General features: G+C 68.6%; 14 protein-coding genes. 12 read left to right on the top strand and 2 right to left on the bottom strand.

Annotated features, from left to right (window positions below; all coding sequences use genetic code 11):
• Positions 1–2: 2 nt before the first annotated feature.
• Positions 3–1319, top strand: coding sequence for an MFS transporter (locus G6N23_RS13730; RefSeq protein WP_085260207.1), 1317 nt, complete (start codon positions 3–5; stop codon positions 1317–1319).
• A 4-nt stretch (positions 1320–1323) separates the two neighbouring features.
• On the opposite strand, the gene G6N23_RS13725 is transcribed toward G6N23_RS13730, so the two are convergent.
• Together G6N23_RS13725 and G6N23_RS13720 are read right to left on the bottom strand one after the other, a co-directional pair.
• A complete protein-coding gene (locus tag G6N23_RS13725; RefSeq protein ID WP_085260208.1) occupies positions 1324–2097 on the bottom strand; it encodes an MmpS family transport accessory protein in 774 nt (257 codons plus the stop codon).
• A 64-nt stretch (positions 2098–2161) separates the two neighbouring features.
• A complete protein-coding gene (locus G6N23_RS13720) occupies positions 2162–2803 on the bottom strand; it encodes an SACE_7040 family transcriptional regulator (RefSeq protein ID WP_085260209.1) in 642 nt (213 codons plus the stop codon).
• Positions 2804–2904: 101 nt separating this feature from the next.
• Between G6N23_RS13720 and G6N23_RS13715 the strand changes: the two genes are divergently transcribed.
• The 11 genes from G6N23_RS13715 (at position 2905) to G6N23_RS13665 (ending at position 15057) form a co-directional block, all read left to right on the top strand.
• Entirely contained in the window at positions 2905–4545 is a 1641-nt protein-coding gene (locus tag G6N23_RS13715) for an AMP-binding protein (RefSeq protein ID WP_085260210.1), read from the top strand.
• 75 nt (positions 4546–4620) lie between these two features.
• On the top strand, positions 4621–5370 hold the full coding sequence (locus G6N23_RS13710) for a CoA transferase subunit A (RefSeq protein WP_085260298.1): 750 nt from the start codon (positions 4621–4623) through the stop codon (positions 5368–5370).
• Complete coding sequence (locus tag G6N23_RS13705) at positions 5367–6008, top strand: 3-oxoacid CoA-transferase subunit B (protein ID WP_085260211.1); 642 nt, start codon at positions 5367–5369, stop codon at positions 6006–6008. The genes G6N23_RS13710 and G6N23_RS13705 overlap by 4 nt, the downstream gene beginning before the upstream one ends.
• On the top strand, positions 6005–7576 hold the full coding sequence (locus tag G6N23_RS13700) for a carboxyl transferase domain-containing protein (protein WP_085260212.1): 1572 nt from the start codon (positions 6005–6007) through the stop codon (positions 7574–7576). Before G6N23_RS13705 ends, G6N23_RS13700 begins: the two co-directional genes overlap by 4 nt.
• 17 nt (positions 7577–7593) lie before the next feature.
• Positions 7594–9573: an acetyl/propionyl/methylcrotonyl-CoA carboxylase subunit alpha gene (locus G6N23_RS13695; RefSeq protein ID WP_085260299.1), complete on the top strand. Its 1980-nt coding sequence runs from the start codon at positions 7594–7596 to the stop codon at positions 9571–9573.
• Entirely contained in the window at positions 9570–10733 is a 1164-nt protein-coding gene (locus tag G6N23_RS13690) for an acyl-CoA dehydrogenase family protein (RefSeq protein WP_085260213.1), read from the top strand. The genes G6N23_RS13695 and G6N23_RS13690 overlap by 4 nt, the downstream gene beginning before the upstream one ends.
• Entirely contained in the window at positions 10733–11230 is a 498-nt protein-coding gene (locus G6N23_RS13685; protein ID WP_085260214.1) for a MaoC family dehydratase, read from the top strand. The genes G6N23_RS13690 and G6N23_RS13685 overlap by 1 nt, the downstream gene beginning before the upstream one ends.
• The gene (locus G6N23_RS13680; RefSeq protein WP_085260215.1) at positions 11227–12033 is read left to right on the top strand and encodes an HpcH/HpaI aldolase/citrate lyase family protein; all 807 of its coding nucleotides are present in this window, start codon (positions 11227–11229) and stop codon (positions 12031–12033) included. The genes G6N23_RS13685 and G6N23_RS13680 overlap by 4 nt, the downstream gene beginning before the upstream one ends.
• Positions 12034–12058: 25 nt before the next feature.
• On the top strand, positions 12059–13234 hold the full coding sequence (locus tag G6N23_RS13675) for an enolase C-terminal domain-like protein (RefSeq protein WP_085260216.1): 1176 nt from the start codon (positions 12059–12061) through the stop codon (positions 13232–13234).
• A gap of 4 nt (positions 13235–13238) precedes the next feature.
• Entirely contained in the window at positions 13239–14171 is a 933-nt protein-coding gene (locus G6N23_RS13670) for a ketopantoate reductase family protein (RefSeq protein ID WP_085260217.1), read from the top strand.
• Positions 14172–14235: 64 nt separating this feature from the next.
• Positions 14236–15057, top strand: a complete 822-nt coding sequence (locus tag G6N23_RS13665; protein ID WP_085260218.1) for a class I SAM-dependent methyltransferase — start codon at positions 14236–14238, stop codon at positions 15055–15057.
• Positions 15058–15133: the final 76 nt, after the last annotated feature.

Below are 15133 nucleotides of genomic sequence, written 5' to 3'. Positions count from 1 at the left end.
GCATGGATGCCCCGGGGGTGGTCAGAGCCGGGCGATCGCGGATCGTGGCGTGGGCGTTGTGGGATACCGGCGCCGCGGCCGTGAGCGCGATCGTGGTGACATTCGTGTTCTCGGTCTATCTGACCAGCAGCGTCGGCCGGGAGCTGCCCGGTGCGGTGTCGCCGGCCAGCTGGCTGGGCCGCACGCTGGCCATCTCCGGTCTGACCGTGGCCGCGGTGGCGCCGGTGGTCGGGGTGTGGGTGGCCGCCCCGCACCGCCGTCGGATCACACTGGCGGTCCTGACCGGGGTCGCGGTGGTGCTGATCGCGTCGATGAGCACGATTCGCGACGCACCGGCTTACCTGGCTCCGGGGCTGGTGCTGCTGGCGCTGACCGCCGCCTGCGGTGACCTGGCCAGCGTCCCCTACAACGCCATGCTGCGGCAGGTGTCGACGCCGCTGAATTCCGGGCGGATCTCCGGATTCGGCTGGGCCGCAGGCTATGCCGGCAGCGTGGTGCTGCTGTTGGTGGTCTATCTGGGCTTCATCGCCGGCAGCGGCCCGGAGCGGGGTCTGCTGGGTCTGCCGGTCGAGGGCGGGCAGAATGTTCGGGCGGCGATGTGGCTGACCGCCGCGTGGCTGGCGATGTTCGCGCTGCCGCTGCTGCTGATCGCACACCGGCTGACGGGCACCGACGAGCCGCCCCCGCCCCGGGTGGGCCTGCTCAGCGGCTACCGCCAGTTGTGGCGCGACATCAACGCCGAATGGCACCGCGACCGCAACCTGGTCTACTACCTGGTCGCCAGTGCGATCTTCCGGGACGGGCTGGCCGGGGTCTTCGCCTTCGGGGCGGTGCTCGGCGTCAACGTCTACGGCATCTCGGCCGGCGACGTGCTGATCTTCGGGGTCGCCGCCAGTGTGGTGGCCGCGCTCGGCGCGATCGCCGGCGGCCTGCTCGATGACCGGATCGGATCCAAGACCGTGATCGTCGGGTCGCTGATCGCCATGGTGGCCGCCGGCACCACGCTGATGACGCTGTCCGGGCCGGTCGCGTTCTGGGCCTGTGGGCTGCTGCTGTGTCTGTTCATCGGGCCCACCCAGTCCTCGGCGCGCACCCTGCTGCTGAGAATGGCGCAGGAAAGCCGGGACGGGTTCGAAGGGGTGGCCTTCGGGCTCTACACGATGACCGGCCGCGCCGTGTCGTTTCTGGCGCCGTGGCTGTTCTCGCTCTTCGTCGACGTCTTCCACAGCGACCGGGCCGGTATGGGCGGGCTGTGCACCGTGCTGGTGCTCGGTCTGCTGGCGATGCTCGGCGTGCGCGTTCCGCGCCGGGCGGCGTGACGGTTTAGCCCTTCGCCGTGCAGACCGTGAGGATGGACCCGGTGCGCTGACGCACCTGGGCGCCGTCCACCGACAGCGAGCAGGTGACCTGCTCGCCGAAGTTGACCACCGTGACCGCTGCCGCAGTCGATGCGGGCGGTGTCAGGGTGACCTGCTTGGTCCAGGGCAGCGCCACGTTGAACTCGGTCTGCAGCACCCCGCCGGTGTCGATGTAGGCGATGCTGAGCGCCCGGCCGGTGCCGGTGACGCTGTAGACGATGGTCTCGGGGACCCCGGCGGTGGTCGATGTGGTCGGCGGCGGTGTGCTCGGTGTGGTGCCGGGCGTCGTCGACCGCGTCGGCGGCGGCGTGGTGGTCGGGGTGCGCTTGGGAATCGGTGTGCTCGGGGCCGTCGGTAGCGGCGAAACCGGCGTCACCGTAGCCGAATTCTGCCCCGAGCCGTTGGCGATCACCAGCGCGATCACCATGCCGACCACCAGCAGCACCGCGGCCCCGGCCACCAGCCACAGCCAGTTCGGGAACCGCGGCGGTTCCGGTGGACCGCCCTCGCCACCGCCTGCCGAGGGGCCACCCGGCGGGGGCGGTGGCGGTTCCCAGTGCTGCCGCGGCAGTTGGGCGGTCGGGTTGGGGGACTGCGGCGGATAACCCGGCGGGTACGTCGGAAGCTGTCCCGCGTAGGCCGGATCGACGTGCGGCGGAATGCCGACGGTGGGCGGTTCGCTCACCCCGTTGTGCTGCCAGGGCTGATCAGAACCCTCGGGTCGATACGGATCGGTCATACCCACCTCATGGGTTGCAGGGTACCTGCGCCGGGCCGTCCGCGACCGGACGTCGTTGCGCCATTCAGATTCCGGCGGCAGCCAGCGCGCTGATCGTCATCGCCCGCAACACCGCTCGGGAGCGCTCGGGGGCGGCAGGCCTGGCTCCCGCCGGCTTCATGCTGTACGGCGTCGAGTTCAGCAGGCCGAACACCGCGTGGGCCATCAACCGGGCGTCGGCCTCGGCCAAGCCGGGGTCGCGGGCGCACAGCACACCCACCCAGACCTCGACGTACTGACGCTGGGCACTGCGCACCTGCCGCTGCGCCCCGGCCGGCAGATGTGCCAGGTCGCGATCCTGGATCCGGATCAGGTCCGGCTCGCCGAACGCGAAATCGAGATGAAACTCGACCAGGCCGTCGAGCACCTGTTGCGGGTCGTGTCCACTCGATTCGACGGCGCGCGCCCCGGCGAGCAGTCGGGTGCTGATACCGACCAGCAATTCGACGAGAAGTGCTTCCTTGTTGGGGAAGTGCCGATAGATCGCCGGACCGCTGACGCCGGCGGCCGCGCCGATGTCCTCCAACCGCACCGCGAGAAAGCCGCGCTGGGCGAAGAGACGTTCGGCGGCCGCGAGCAACTGGGTGCGCCGGTCGGACTTCAACCGGCTGCGCCGGTTGGCCGGTTCGTCGCTTCCCGTCGAGCCGGGCGGAGCGGATGCCGCCATCACGCCCTCCGCTCATCATGGACAGCTGAGTTAATGGTCACTAACGTAGCACCCATCGCCTCGGGGCCGACCCGGCTTCGGGCGACACCGGTGGAGGCCTGATGGCAACTGCGGGACCCGCGGCACGTCGCGAGTTGTCCTACGCCCGCGGCGAGACCCGACCCGCCCTGTTGGAGACGACCATCGGTGCCGATCTGGCTGCCACCGCGAACGCGCACCCCGATCGCGATGCGTTGGTGGACGTTGCGTCGGGCCGGCGCTGGAGCTATGCCGAGCTGTCGGCTGATGTGCGACGGCTGGCGAGCGGCCTACTGCAGGCCGGTATCGGCGCCGGGGACCGGGTGGGAATCTGGGCGCCCAACTGCGCCGAATGGGTGCTGACCCAGTACGCCTGCGCCGAGATCGGAGCCGTGCTGGTCAACCTCAACCCCGCCTACCGCTCCCACGAACTGGCCTACGCGCTCAAGCAGTCCGGGGCCGCGATGGTGATCTCGGCGTCGCGTTTCAAGTCCTCGGATTACGTTGCGCTGCTGGGCGAAGCCGCCCCCGAGTGTCCGGAACTTCGTGAGGTGGTGTTCATCGACAACCCGCGGTGGCGCGAGCTGGCCGGCACTGCGGCCGACGCCGCAGCCTTGAGCAAGGCGGCCGCCGCACTGCATACCCGCGACCCGATTGACATCCAATACACCTCGGGCACAACGGGTTACCCCAAAGGCGCGACGCTGAGCCACCACAACATCCTCAACAACGGCTACCTGGTCGGGGAGTTGCTGGGCTACACCGAGCAGGACCGGGTCTGCCTGCCGGTGCCGTTCTACCACTGCTTCGGGATGGTGATGGGGAACCTGGCGGCGACCAGTCACGGTGCGGCCATCATCATCCCGGCACCCGGTTTCGATCCGGCGGCCACGCTGCGTGCCGTGCAGGATGAGGCGTGCACCAGCCTCTACGGGGTGCCCACGATGTTCATCGCCGAGCTCGGTCTGCCCGACTTCGCCCGCTACGACCTCACCAGCCTGCGCACCGGGATCATGGCCGGCTCGCCGTGCCCGGCGGAGGTGATGCGGCGGGTGATCGACGACATGCACATGACCGGAGTCGCGATCTGCTACGGCATGACCGAGACCTCCCCGGTGTCGACTCAGACCCGCGCTGAGGACTCGCTGGCGCAGCGGGTCGAGACAGTCGGGCGGGTGGCCCCGCACCTGGAGATCAAGGTGACCGAACCCGGCACCGGCCAGACGGTGCCGCGAGGGGAGGTCGGCGAGTTCTGCACCCGCGGTTATTCGGTGATGACCGGCTACTGGAACGACCCGGCCAGGACCGCGGCGGTCATCGACGCCGACGGCTGGATGCACAGTGGGGATCTGGCCGTCATGGACGACGACGGCTACGTGCGGGTCACCGGGCGGATCAAGGACATGGTGATTCGCGGTGGTGAGAACATCTACCCGCGTGAGATCGAGGAGTTTCTGCACACCCACCCCGACATCCTCGACGTCCAGGTCGTCGGCGTGCCCGACGAAACCTACGGCGAGGAGCTGATGGCGGTGGTGATGATGCGCGACGGTGCGCTGCCGCTGACCCGCGAGGCGCTGCGGGACTTCTGCGCCGGCCGGTTGGCGCACTTCAAGGTGCCGCGGTATCTGCGGGTCGTCGAGGAGTTCCCGCTGACGGTCACCGGCAAGGTGCGCAAGGATGAGATGCGCCGCCAGGCGATAGTGCATTTGAGCGGTGGCTGACAGGGTCGCGGGAGAATGGTATTCTCTGAGATCAGTTAATCAACATTAACTGAAAACGAGGAGGCGCTGGTGGCGATCGACAAGGTCGTGGCGACGGCGGCAGAAGCAGTGGCCGACGTGACCGACGGTGCGTCACTGGCGGTGGGCGGGTTCGGGTTGTGCGGCATACCGGAGGCGTTGATCGAGGCGGTGCTACGGCTCGGGGTCACCGATCTGGAGACGGTTTCGAACAACTGCGGTGTCGACGGCATCGGGCTGGGAGTGCTGTTGGAGCACAAGCGGATCCGCCGCACAGTCAGCTCCTACGTGGGGGAGAACAAGGAGTTCGCGCGGCAGTTCCTGTCCGGCGAACTCGAGGTGGAGTTGACCCCGCAGGGCACCCTCGCCGAACGGCTGCGCGCAGGCGGAGCCGGAATTCCGGCGTTCTACACCCCGACGGGCGTGGGCACCCAGGTGGCCGACGGCGGTCTGCCGTGGCGCTATGACGGGGCCGGCGGGGTGGCGGTGGCCTCACCGCGCAAGGAGACCCGCGACTTCGACGGGCGCACCTACGTGCTGGAGCGGGCGATTCGCACCGATTTCGCGCTGGTGCACGCCTGGAAGGGCGATCGGCACGGCAACCTCGTCTACCGCGAGGCCGCCGCCAACTTCAACCCGGACTGCGCCGCTGCCGGCCGCATCACGATCGCCGAGGTCGAGCACCTCGTCGAACCCGGCGAGATCGGCCCGGCGGAAGTGCATACGCCGGGGGTGCACGTGCACCGGGTGGTGCACGTACCGAATCCGATCAAGCGAATCGAGCGGGAGACGGTGCGGCAGTCATGACACTCACCAGGGACCAACTGGCAGCACGGGTGGCCGCCGAATTGGAGGACGGGCAGTACGTCAATCTCGGCATCGGGCTGCCCACCCTGATTCCCAACCACATCCCCGACGGCGTCAGCGTCGTGCTGCATTCGGAGAACGGGATCCTCGGTGTCGGGCCGTACCCGCGCCGCGAGGACATCGACGCCGACCTGATCAACGCCGGCAAAGAAACAGTGACCGTCCTTGCGGGCGCGTCCTTCTTCTCGTCGTCCACCTCGTTCGGGGTGATCCGCGGCGGCCACCTCGATGTGGCGGTGCTTGGCGCCATGCAGGTTTCAGCGGTCGGCGACCTGGCCAACTGGATGATCCCCGGCAAGATGATCAAGGGCATGGGCGGGGCGATGGATCTGGTGCACGGGGCGCGCCGCGTCCTCGTGATGATGGAGCACGCGGCCAAAGACGGCAGCGCGAAGATCGTCGAGCACTGCACGCTGCCGCTCACCGGCGCCCGCTGCGTCGACCGCATCATCACCGACCTGGCCGTCATCGACGTCACCGACGCGGGCCTGCAGTTGGTCGAGACCGCGCCGGGCGTCTCCGTCGATGAGGTCGTCGCGAAAACCGATGCGCCGATGGACCTGTCGAAACTGTCATGACGGCACCCACATTCGCCGATGAGCACCGGCGCCTGGTCGACGAGCTCAACACCAAGCTGGCGACCGCCGCGCTCGGCGGCAGTGAGCATTCCCGGCAGCGTCACGTGGCGCGGGGCAAACTGTTGCCGCGTGACCGGGTCGACCGGCTGCTGGATCCGGGCAGTCCGTTCCTGGAGCTGGCTCCGCTGGCCGCCGACGGCATGTACGACGACGAGTGCCCCGGGGCCGGCATCATCACCGGGATCGGGCGGGTGTCCGGGCGGGAATGCGTGATCGTCGCCAACGACGCCACCGTCAAGGGCGGCACCTACTACCCGGTCACCGTCAAAAAACACCTGCGTGCCCAGGAGGTCGCACTGGGCAACCAGCTGCCCTGCATCTATCTGGTCGACTCCGGCGGTGCGTTCCTGCCCCGCCAGGACGAGGTCTTTCCGGACCGCGAGCACTTCGGCCGCATCTTCTACAACCAGGCGACCATGAGTGCCCGGGGTATCCCGCAGATCGCCGCCGTGCTCGGCTCCTGCACCGCCGGCGGCGCCTATGTGCCCGCCATGAGCGACGAGGCTGTCATCGTGCGCGAGCAGGGCACGATCTTCCTCGGCGGTCCGCCGCTGGTGAAGGCTGCCACCGGAGAGGTGGTGACCGCCGAAGAACTCGGCGGCGGCGAGTTGCACTCCAAGGTCTCCGGGGTCACCGACTACCTGGCCGACGACGACGAACACGCCTTGCGCATCGTCCGTCAGATCGCGGCGACGTTCGGACCGCGCCACGAAAGTCCTTGGCAGATAGGCAGTTCGGTAGACCCTCACCATGACCCGGCAGAGCTCTACGATGTGGTGCCACCGGACCCGAGGGTGCCCTATGACGTGCGGCAGGTGATCGTCCGACTGGTCGACGGCAGCGAATTCAGCGAGTTCAAGGCCGAGTACGGCAAGACGCTGGTGACGGCGTTCGCCCGTATCCACGGCCACCCGGTGGGAATCATCGCCAACAACGGTGTGTTGTTCGGCGAATCGGCCCTCAAGGGTGCGCATTTCATCGAGTTGTGCGACAAGCGCAGTATCCCCCTGGTGTTTCTGCAGAACATCGCCGGCTTCATGGTGGGCCGCGACTACGAGGCCGGCGGTATCGCCAAGCACGGCGCCAAGATGGTCACCGCGGTGGCCTGTGCGCGGGTGCCCAAACTGACGGTGGTGATCGGCGGGTCCTACGGAGCGGGCAACTACTCCATGTGTGGCCGGGCGTATTCGCCGCGATTTCTGTGGATGTGGCCCAACGCCCGGATCTCGGTGATGGGTGGCGAACAGGCCGCATCGGTGCTGGCCACGGTCCGCGGCGAACAACTCGACGCCGCGGGCAAGCCGTGGTCGCCCGCCGACGAGGAGGCGTTCAAGGCGCCGATCCGCGACCAATACGAGGCGCAGGGCAACCCGTACTACTCAACCGCGCGGTTGTGGGACGACGGGATCATCGACCCCGCCGACACCAGAACAGTGCTGGGCCTTGCGCTTTCGGTCTGCTCGAACGCGCCGCTGGACCCGGTCTCCTACGGCGTTTTCCGGATGTGACCCAGATGAGTTCAGCCATGTTCGATACGGTCCTGGTAGCCAATCGCGGTGAGATCGCGGTGCGGGTCATCCACACCCTGCGCAGGATGGGCATCCGATCGGTAGCCGTCTACAGCGACGCCGACGCCGGGGCGCGGCATGTGCGCGAAGCCGACACCGCGGTACGGCTGGGGCCGGCACCCGTGCTGGACAGTTACTTGTCGATTCCCAAGGTGCTCGCGGCCGCCGCGACCACCGGCGCCCAGGCGATCCACCCCGGCTACGGGTTCCTCTCCGAGAACGCCGGATTCGCCGCTGCCTGCGAGCAGGCCGGGGTGGTATTCATCGGGCCGCCGGCGCGAGCCATCGAGGTGATGGGCGACAAGATCTCGGCGAAACAGACTGTCTCGGCCTTTGATGTCCCAGTGGTCCCCGGGTTGGCCAAGCCGGGCCTGACCGACGACGAACTGGTCGCGGCGGCCGCCGAGATCGGCTACCCGGTGCTGATCAAGCCCTCGGCCGGCGGCGGCGGGAAGGGCATGCACCTGGTCGAGGACCCCGCCGCGCTGCGCGCAGCATTGGTGACCGCGCGACGGGAGGCGGCGTCGGCGTTCGGCGACGACACCCTGTTCCTGGAACGATTCGTGTTGCGGCCCCGCCACATCGAGGTTCAGGTGCTCGCCGACAGCCAGGGCAATGTGGTGCACCTCGGCGAACGGGAATGCAGCCTGCAGCGGCGCCACCAGAAGGTCATCGAGGAGGCGCCGTCGCCGCTGCTGGACACCGCCACCCGGGCCCGGATCGGAGCAGCGGCCTGCAACACCGCCCGCAGCGTGGACTACGTCGGCGCCGGCACCGTGGAGTTCATCGTCTCCGCGGACAGTCCGGACGAGTTCTTCTTCATGGAGATGAACACCCGGCTACAGGTCGAGCATCCGGTCACCGAAGCGGTCACCGGCCTGGATCTTGTCGAGTGGCAGCTGCGGGTGGCCGCCGGCGAGAAACTGCCGTTCGCCCAGGACGAGATCACGTTGAGCGGACACGCGATCGAGGCCCGGGTGTACGCCGAAGACCCCGCGCGCGGTTTCCTACCCACCGGCGGGCGGGTGCTGGCGGTGCACGAACCCGCCGGCCCCGGAATTCGGGTGGACTCGTCACTGCAGGCCGGAACCGTGGTCGGCAGCGACTACGACCCGATGCTGTCCAAGCTGATCGCCCACGGTTCCGACCGGGCACAGGCGCTGGCACGACTCGACGCGGCGCTGGGCGCGACCGCGGTATTCGGAGTGCAGACCAACGTCGAGTTTCTCCGGTTCCTGCTGGCCGATTCGCGGGTGGTGGCCGGCGACCTGGACACCGGACTGCTGGACACCAGGTCGGCCGACTTCGCGCCGGCGCCCGCACCCGATGATGTGCTGGCCGCGGGCGGTCTCTACCGGCAATGGGCGCTGTCCGGGCAGACATCGCTGTGGGGATCCCCGAGCGGCTGGCGGATCGGCGCGCCGGCACCGGTGCGCACCGAAATGCGCACCCCGCTGCGCTCGGAGACGGTGTCGGTGTGGGGGCTCCCGGCCGACGCGCGGGTGCAGATCGGCGACGGCGAGATCGACTGCGGAAGCATCGAAGTCGACGACGACCGGATGATGGTGACGCTGGCCGGCCGGCGTCGCTCGTATGCGTTCGCCGAGGAGGACGGCCAGCTCTGGATCGCCGATGAGCGCGGCAGCTGGCACCTACGCGAAGCCGAAGTGGTCCGGGTGCATCGCGGCGGGGGGCCCCGCAGCGCCGAGATCCTCAGCCCGATGCCCGGCAGCGTGATCGCGGTCAACGTCGCGGCGGATTCGCCCGTCGAGGAAGGCGAACCAGTCGTGGTGGTCGAGGCGATGAAGATGGAACACACCCTGACCGCGCCGATCAGCGGACGGGTGGAGGTATTGGTGTCGGTGGGCGATCAGGTGAAGGTGGACCAGGTCCTGGCCCGGCTGATTCCCGAGTCAAGTGAGGAAGAGACGCAATGACGACGATCACGGCAGGTGTGCTGCCGAAGGAATACCAGGACCTGCGAGACACGGTCGCGGAGTTCGCTCGCACCGTGGTCGCTCCGGTGTCCGCCAAGCACGACGAAGAGCACAGCTTCCCCTACGAGGTGATCGCCAAGATGGGCGAGATGGGGCTGTTCGGGCTGCCGTTCCCCGAAGAGTACGGCGGTATGGGCGGCGATTTCTTTGCGCTGACGCTCGCGCTGGAGGAGCTCGGCAAGGTCGACCAGTCGGTGGCGATGACCCTGGAGGCCGGGGTGGGCCTCGGTGCGATGCCGATCTACCGATTCGGCACCGAGGAACAGAAGCAGACCTGGCTGCCGGATCTGGTCGCCGGCCGTGCGCTGGCCGGCTTCGGCCTGACCGAACCCGGCGCGGGATCGGATGCCGGCGGCACCCGCACCACCGCCCGGCGAGACGGCAGTGACTGGGTCATCAACGGCACCAAGCAGTTCATCACCAACTCCGGCACCGACATCACCTCGCTGGTGACCGTCACCGCCGTCACCGGCACCCGGCCCGACGGCAAGAAAGAGATCTCCACGATCATCGTCCCTTCCGGCACACCGGGTTTCACCGTGGAACCGGCCTACAACAAGGTGGGCTGGAACGCCTCGGACACCCACCCGCTCACCTTCACCGACGCCCGCGTTCCGCAGGGGAACCTGCTCGGGGAGGATGGCCGGGGCTACGCGAATTTCCTCTCGATCCTGGACGAGGGCCGGATCGCGATCGCCGCGGTGGCCACCGGGGTGGCCCAGGGCTGTGTCGACGAAAGCGTCAAGTACGCCGGCGAACGTGAGGCGTTCGGCCAGACGATCGGCTCCTATCAGGCGATCAGCTTCAAGATCGCCCGGATGGAGGCCCGCGCCCACGTCGCGCGTACCGCCTACTACGACGCCGTCGCGAAGATGCTGGCCGGCAAGCCGTTCAAGAAGGAGGCGGCGATCGCCAAGATGATCTCCTCGGAGGCGGCGATGGACAACGCCCGCGACGCCACCCAGATCCACGGCGGCTACGGCTTCATCAACGAATACCCGGTGGCCCGGCACTACCGCGACAGCAAGATCCTAGAGATCGGTGAGGGCACCACCGAGGTGCAGCTGATGCTGATCGCACGATCGCTGGGGATGGGCTGATGGCTGACGAACGCAAAACCGTCGAGCAGCGCGGGCTGTGGTTCGAGGAGTACGAGATCGGCACCACCTACGCCCACCGGCCCGGGCGCACCGTCACCGAGGCCGACAACGTGCTGTTCACCACGCTGACCATGAACACCCAGTCGCTGCACCTGGACGCAGCCTGGGCGGCGGAGCAGCCCGGCTTTCGTGGTGAGCGCCTGGTGAATTCGATGTTCACCCTGTCCACGCTCGTCGGCCTGTCGGTGGCGCAGCTGACGCTGGGCACCATCGTGGCCAACCTGGGCTTCTCGGAGGTGTCTTTTCCCAAACCGGTGTTTCACGGTGACACCCTCTATGCCGAGACGGTCTGCACCGACAAGCGCGAATCCAAAAGCCGCCCCGGCGAAGGCATCGTGACGCTGGAGCACGTCGGGCGCAACCAGCACGGGGACGTCGTCGCGCGTGCGGTGCGCACCACGCTGGTGCGCAAACGGCCGGCAGGCGAGTCGGCATGACTTTGTCATCGGCTGGACCGGCATGGCTGTTCTGTCCGGCGGATCGCCCGGAGCGGTTCGCCAAAGCCGCCGCGGTCGCCGACGTGGTGATCCTGGACCTGGAGGACGGGGTGGCGGCCGCGGACCGGCCCGGCGCCCGGGAAGCGTTGCGGGCCAATCCACTCGAACCGGAGCGGACCGTGGTACGGGTCAACCCGGCCGGCACCGAGGATCAGGCCCGCGACTTGGAGGCGCTGGCCGACACTGCGTACACGACGGTGATGCTGGCCAAGACCGAGTCGGCCGCCCAGGTGAGCGCGTTGGCGCCCCGGCACGTCGTCGCCCTGCTGGAAACTCCGCGCGGTGTCGTGTTGGCCACCGAGATCGCCGCCGAGCAGGGTTGCGTGGCGATGATGTGGGGCGCTGAGGACCTGGTCGCCGCCATGGGCGGTGGCTCCAGCCGGCACCCCGACGGCACCTATCGCGACGTCGCCCGCCACGCGCGCTCGACGGTGCTGCTCGCGGCATCGGCGTTCGGGCGCGCGGCGCTGGACGCCGTCTACCTCAACATCGGTGACCTCGACGGGCTGAAGGCCGAAGCGGTCGACGGCGCCGCGGTCGGATTCGCCGCAACGGTGTGCATCCACCCGACCCAGGTGGCGGTGGTGCGCGACGCCTACCGCCCCGATACCGACAAAGTCGATTGGGCGCGAAGGGTGCTCGCCGCAGCCCGGTCCGAGCGCGGGGTGTTCGCGTTCGAAGGACAGATGGTCGACTCTCCGGTGCTGCGGCACGCCGAGGCTATCCTGCGGCGAGCGGATTAACGCCTAGCCGGAGGAGTCACGACGCATGCGCATCACCCGGATCGTCGAGACGTCGGTACCGCTTCGCGGTGAGATCGCCAACGCACTGGTGGACTTCTCCCGGCACACGGTGTCGCTGGTCGCCGTCGTCACCGACCGGATCCGGCACGGGAAACCGGTGACCGGCGTCGCGTTCAACTCGATCGGCCGGTTCGCCCAAGGCGGCATCCTGGCCGACCGGATGATTCCGCGGGTCCTGGGGGCGGACCCGCAGTCGCTACTCGACCACACCGGCCGCATCGATCCCGCGCGAGTCCTGGGCCGAGCGCTCACCGATGAAAAGCCCGGCGGCCATGGTGATCGGGCCGGTGCGGCGGCGGCGCTGGAACTGGCCTGCTGGGATCTCAACGCCAAACTCGCCGACGAACCCGCCTACCGCACCATCGCGCGACACTTCGGCCGGGACTCGGACAGGAAAGAAGCCGTCGCCGCGGTGCCGGTGTACGCCGCCGGGGGCTACTACTACCCGGGCGACGGGCTGGATCGGCTCCGCACCGAGATGCGCGGCTATCTCGACCTGGGCTACGACGCGGTCAAGATGAAGATCGGCGGCGCGTCGATGCGTGCGGACCTGGACCGCATCGAAGCGGTGATCGACGTTGTGGGCAGCGGCGCGCGGGTCGCCGTCGACGCCAACGGCCGGTTCGACGCCGCGGCGGCGCGGGACTGGGCGCGAGAACTGAGCGGCTACGGCCTGCGCTGGTACGAGGAACCCGGTGACCCACTGGATTTCGCGCTGAACGCTGAGGTGATCGCCGGTTATCCCGGTGCGGTCGCCACCGGCGAAAACCTGTTCTCGGTGCGGGACATGACCAACCTGGTCCGCTACGGCGGCATGCGTCCGGGCCGCGACATCTTCCAGATGGATGCGGGCTTGAGCTACGGGCTGACCGAATACGCCCGCATGCTCGAAGTGCTCGAGACACACGGTTACCACCGCGGCTGTGCGTTCCCGCACGGCGGCCATCTGATCAACCTGCACATCGCGGCGGGATTGGGCTTGGGAGGTTGTGAGTCCTATCCCGGGGTGTTCGCACCCTTCGGTGGGTACTCACCTGGGTGCGTGCTGGCCGCCGGCACCATCAGACCCACCGACGCCCCGGGATTCGGGCTGGAGGAAAAACCCGACCTGGCCGCTGCGATCGCCGACCTGGTGGGATGAGCCGATGAAGATCGCGGTCATCGGATGCGGCGCCATGGGTTCGATCTACGCCGGCAGGCTGGCCGCGGCCGGCAATGACGTCGTCGCCATCGACCGGTCAGCCGGGCACGTCGAAGCCATCAATGCCGACGGCCTGCGGATCAGCGGGCCGCAACCCGACCAGGTGGTGGCCATGCGGGCGGCCACCGTGGCGCCGGCCGATCCGATGGACTTGGTGGTGCTGGCGGTCAAAGCCGCCGACGTCGGCGTCGGGGCCACCCAGGCACTGCCGCTGCTCGGCGAGCGGACGCCGGTACTGACCATCCAGAACGGACTCGGGTCGGCCGACATCGTCGCCGGCATCGTCGGGGCAGAGCGCGTGGCGGTGGGCATCGCCAGTGGCTTCGGCGCATCGCGTCCCGGGCCCGGGCATGTGCACCACAATGCGATGCGGGCGGTCCGGTTCGGCGCCTATGCGGCGCTGCCGTTTTCGGCCGTCGAGGAGATCGCCCGGGTGTGGTCCGATGCCGGATTCGATGCGGCGGCGGTCGGCGACATCGTCGCCATGCAGTGGGAGAAGCTGATCTGCAACGTCGCCTACAGCGCCCCGTGCGCGCTTACCGGCATGACGGTGGGGCAGGTCCGCGACGACGACGCAGCCATGGGCCCGGTCAGCCGCGCCGCCGCAACCGAAGCCTGGACGGTGGCCCGCGCCGCCGGGATCGACATTGCGGTGTCTGACCCGGTCGCCCACGTGCGGGCATTCGGTGCGCAGATGCCGGATGCCAAACCGTCTGCGCTGCTGGACCACCAGGCCCGCCGGGTCAGCGAGATCGACGTGATCAACGGTGCGGTGCTGCGCCGGGCCGCACAGGTCGGGGAGCAGGCCCCGGTCAACGCGACCCTGATGGCACTGGTCAAAGCCGTTGAACGGCAGTGGGTAACGGCGAAGGACTGAACACCACACCGGGCGGCGTTCAGTTCGGTCCGCCCGGCCGGTGGGGCCGCTAGCCTCGGAGTCCATGACCTCCGACAAGGCGCGGGTGGATCTGCGCGGCGCCCCGCAGACCATGCTCGCGACGCTGTACGCCAAGGCGCTGGACGCCGATCTACCCGAACCGATCCTGGGGGATCGCTTCGCCAAGGAAGTGGTCGAGCACATCGACTACGACTGGAGCAGCACCTCCATCACCGTGGCGCGATCACCGTCGGTGACCACCCGTTCGGCGCACTTCGACGGCTGGGCAGGCAATTTCCTGGCGGCCAACCCCGACGCCGTGGTGCTGCACCTGGGCTGCGGGCTTGACGCCCGATACTTCCGGCTTGCTCCAGGCCCTGGAGTCGACTGGTATGACATCGACTATCCGGACGTGGCTGCGCTGCGCCGGCGGCTACTGCCCGAGCGGGAGCACAACCATGTGCTGGCGGCGTCGGTCACCGACCCGGCATGGTTCGCCGAAATCCCCACCGGCCGACCGACATTGATGCTCGGCGAAGGCCTGACCATGTACCTCACCGAATCGGACGGGGTGGCGTTACTGCGCCGCGTCGTCGAGCATGCCCCGAGGGGGGAGCTGCAGTTCGACGCCTTCAACTGGCTGGGGATCAAGTCGCAGTGGTCCAACGCCGTGGTGCGCCGCTCCGGCGCGAAGCTGCACTGGGCGATCAACGGACCCGACGACATCCTTTCCGCCGTGTCGGGTACCCGGCTGCTGCAATGGCAGCGCTGGTTCGAGTCGGACAGCTTCGCGCGGCTGCCGCGTCGCTACCGCGCGCTGGGCAAGGCGATGTCGCTGGTTCCGGCGGCGGCGAACATGTCGCAGTACCACCGCTACGCGTTCTGAGAGATCCCCTGGGACGACCGCGCCGAAACCATTGACTATTTACGTTACGTAATGTAAATATTTGGCTCGTGAGTCG

The sequence above is a fragment of the Mycolicibacter terrae genome (genome assembly GCF_010727125.1).
Taxonomy (GTDB): domain Bacteria; phylum Actinomycetota; class Actinomycetes; order Mycobacteriales; family Mycobacteriaceae; genus Mycobacterium; species Mycobacterium terrae.
The sequence above is the reverse complement of the archived record's forward strand: the minus strand, read 5'-3'. Positions and strand labels throughout refer to the sequence as shown.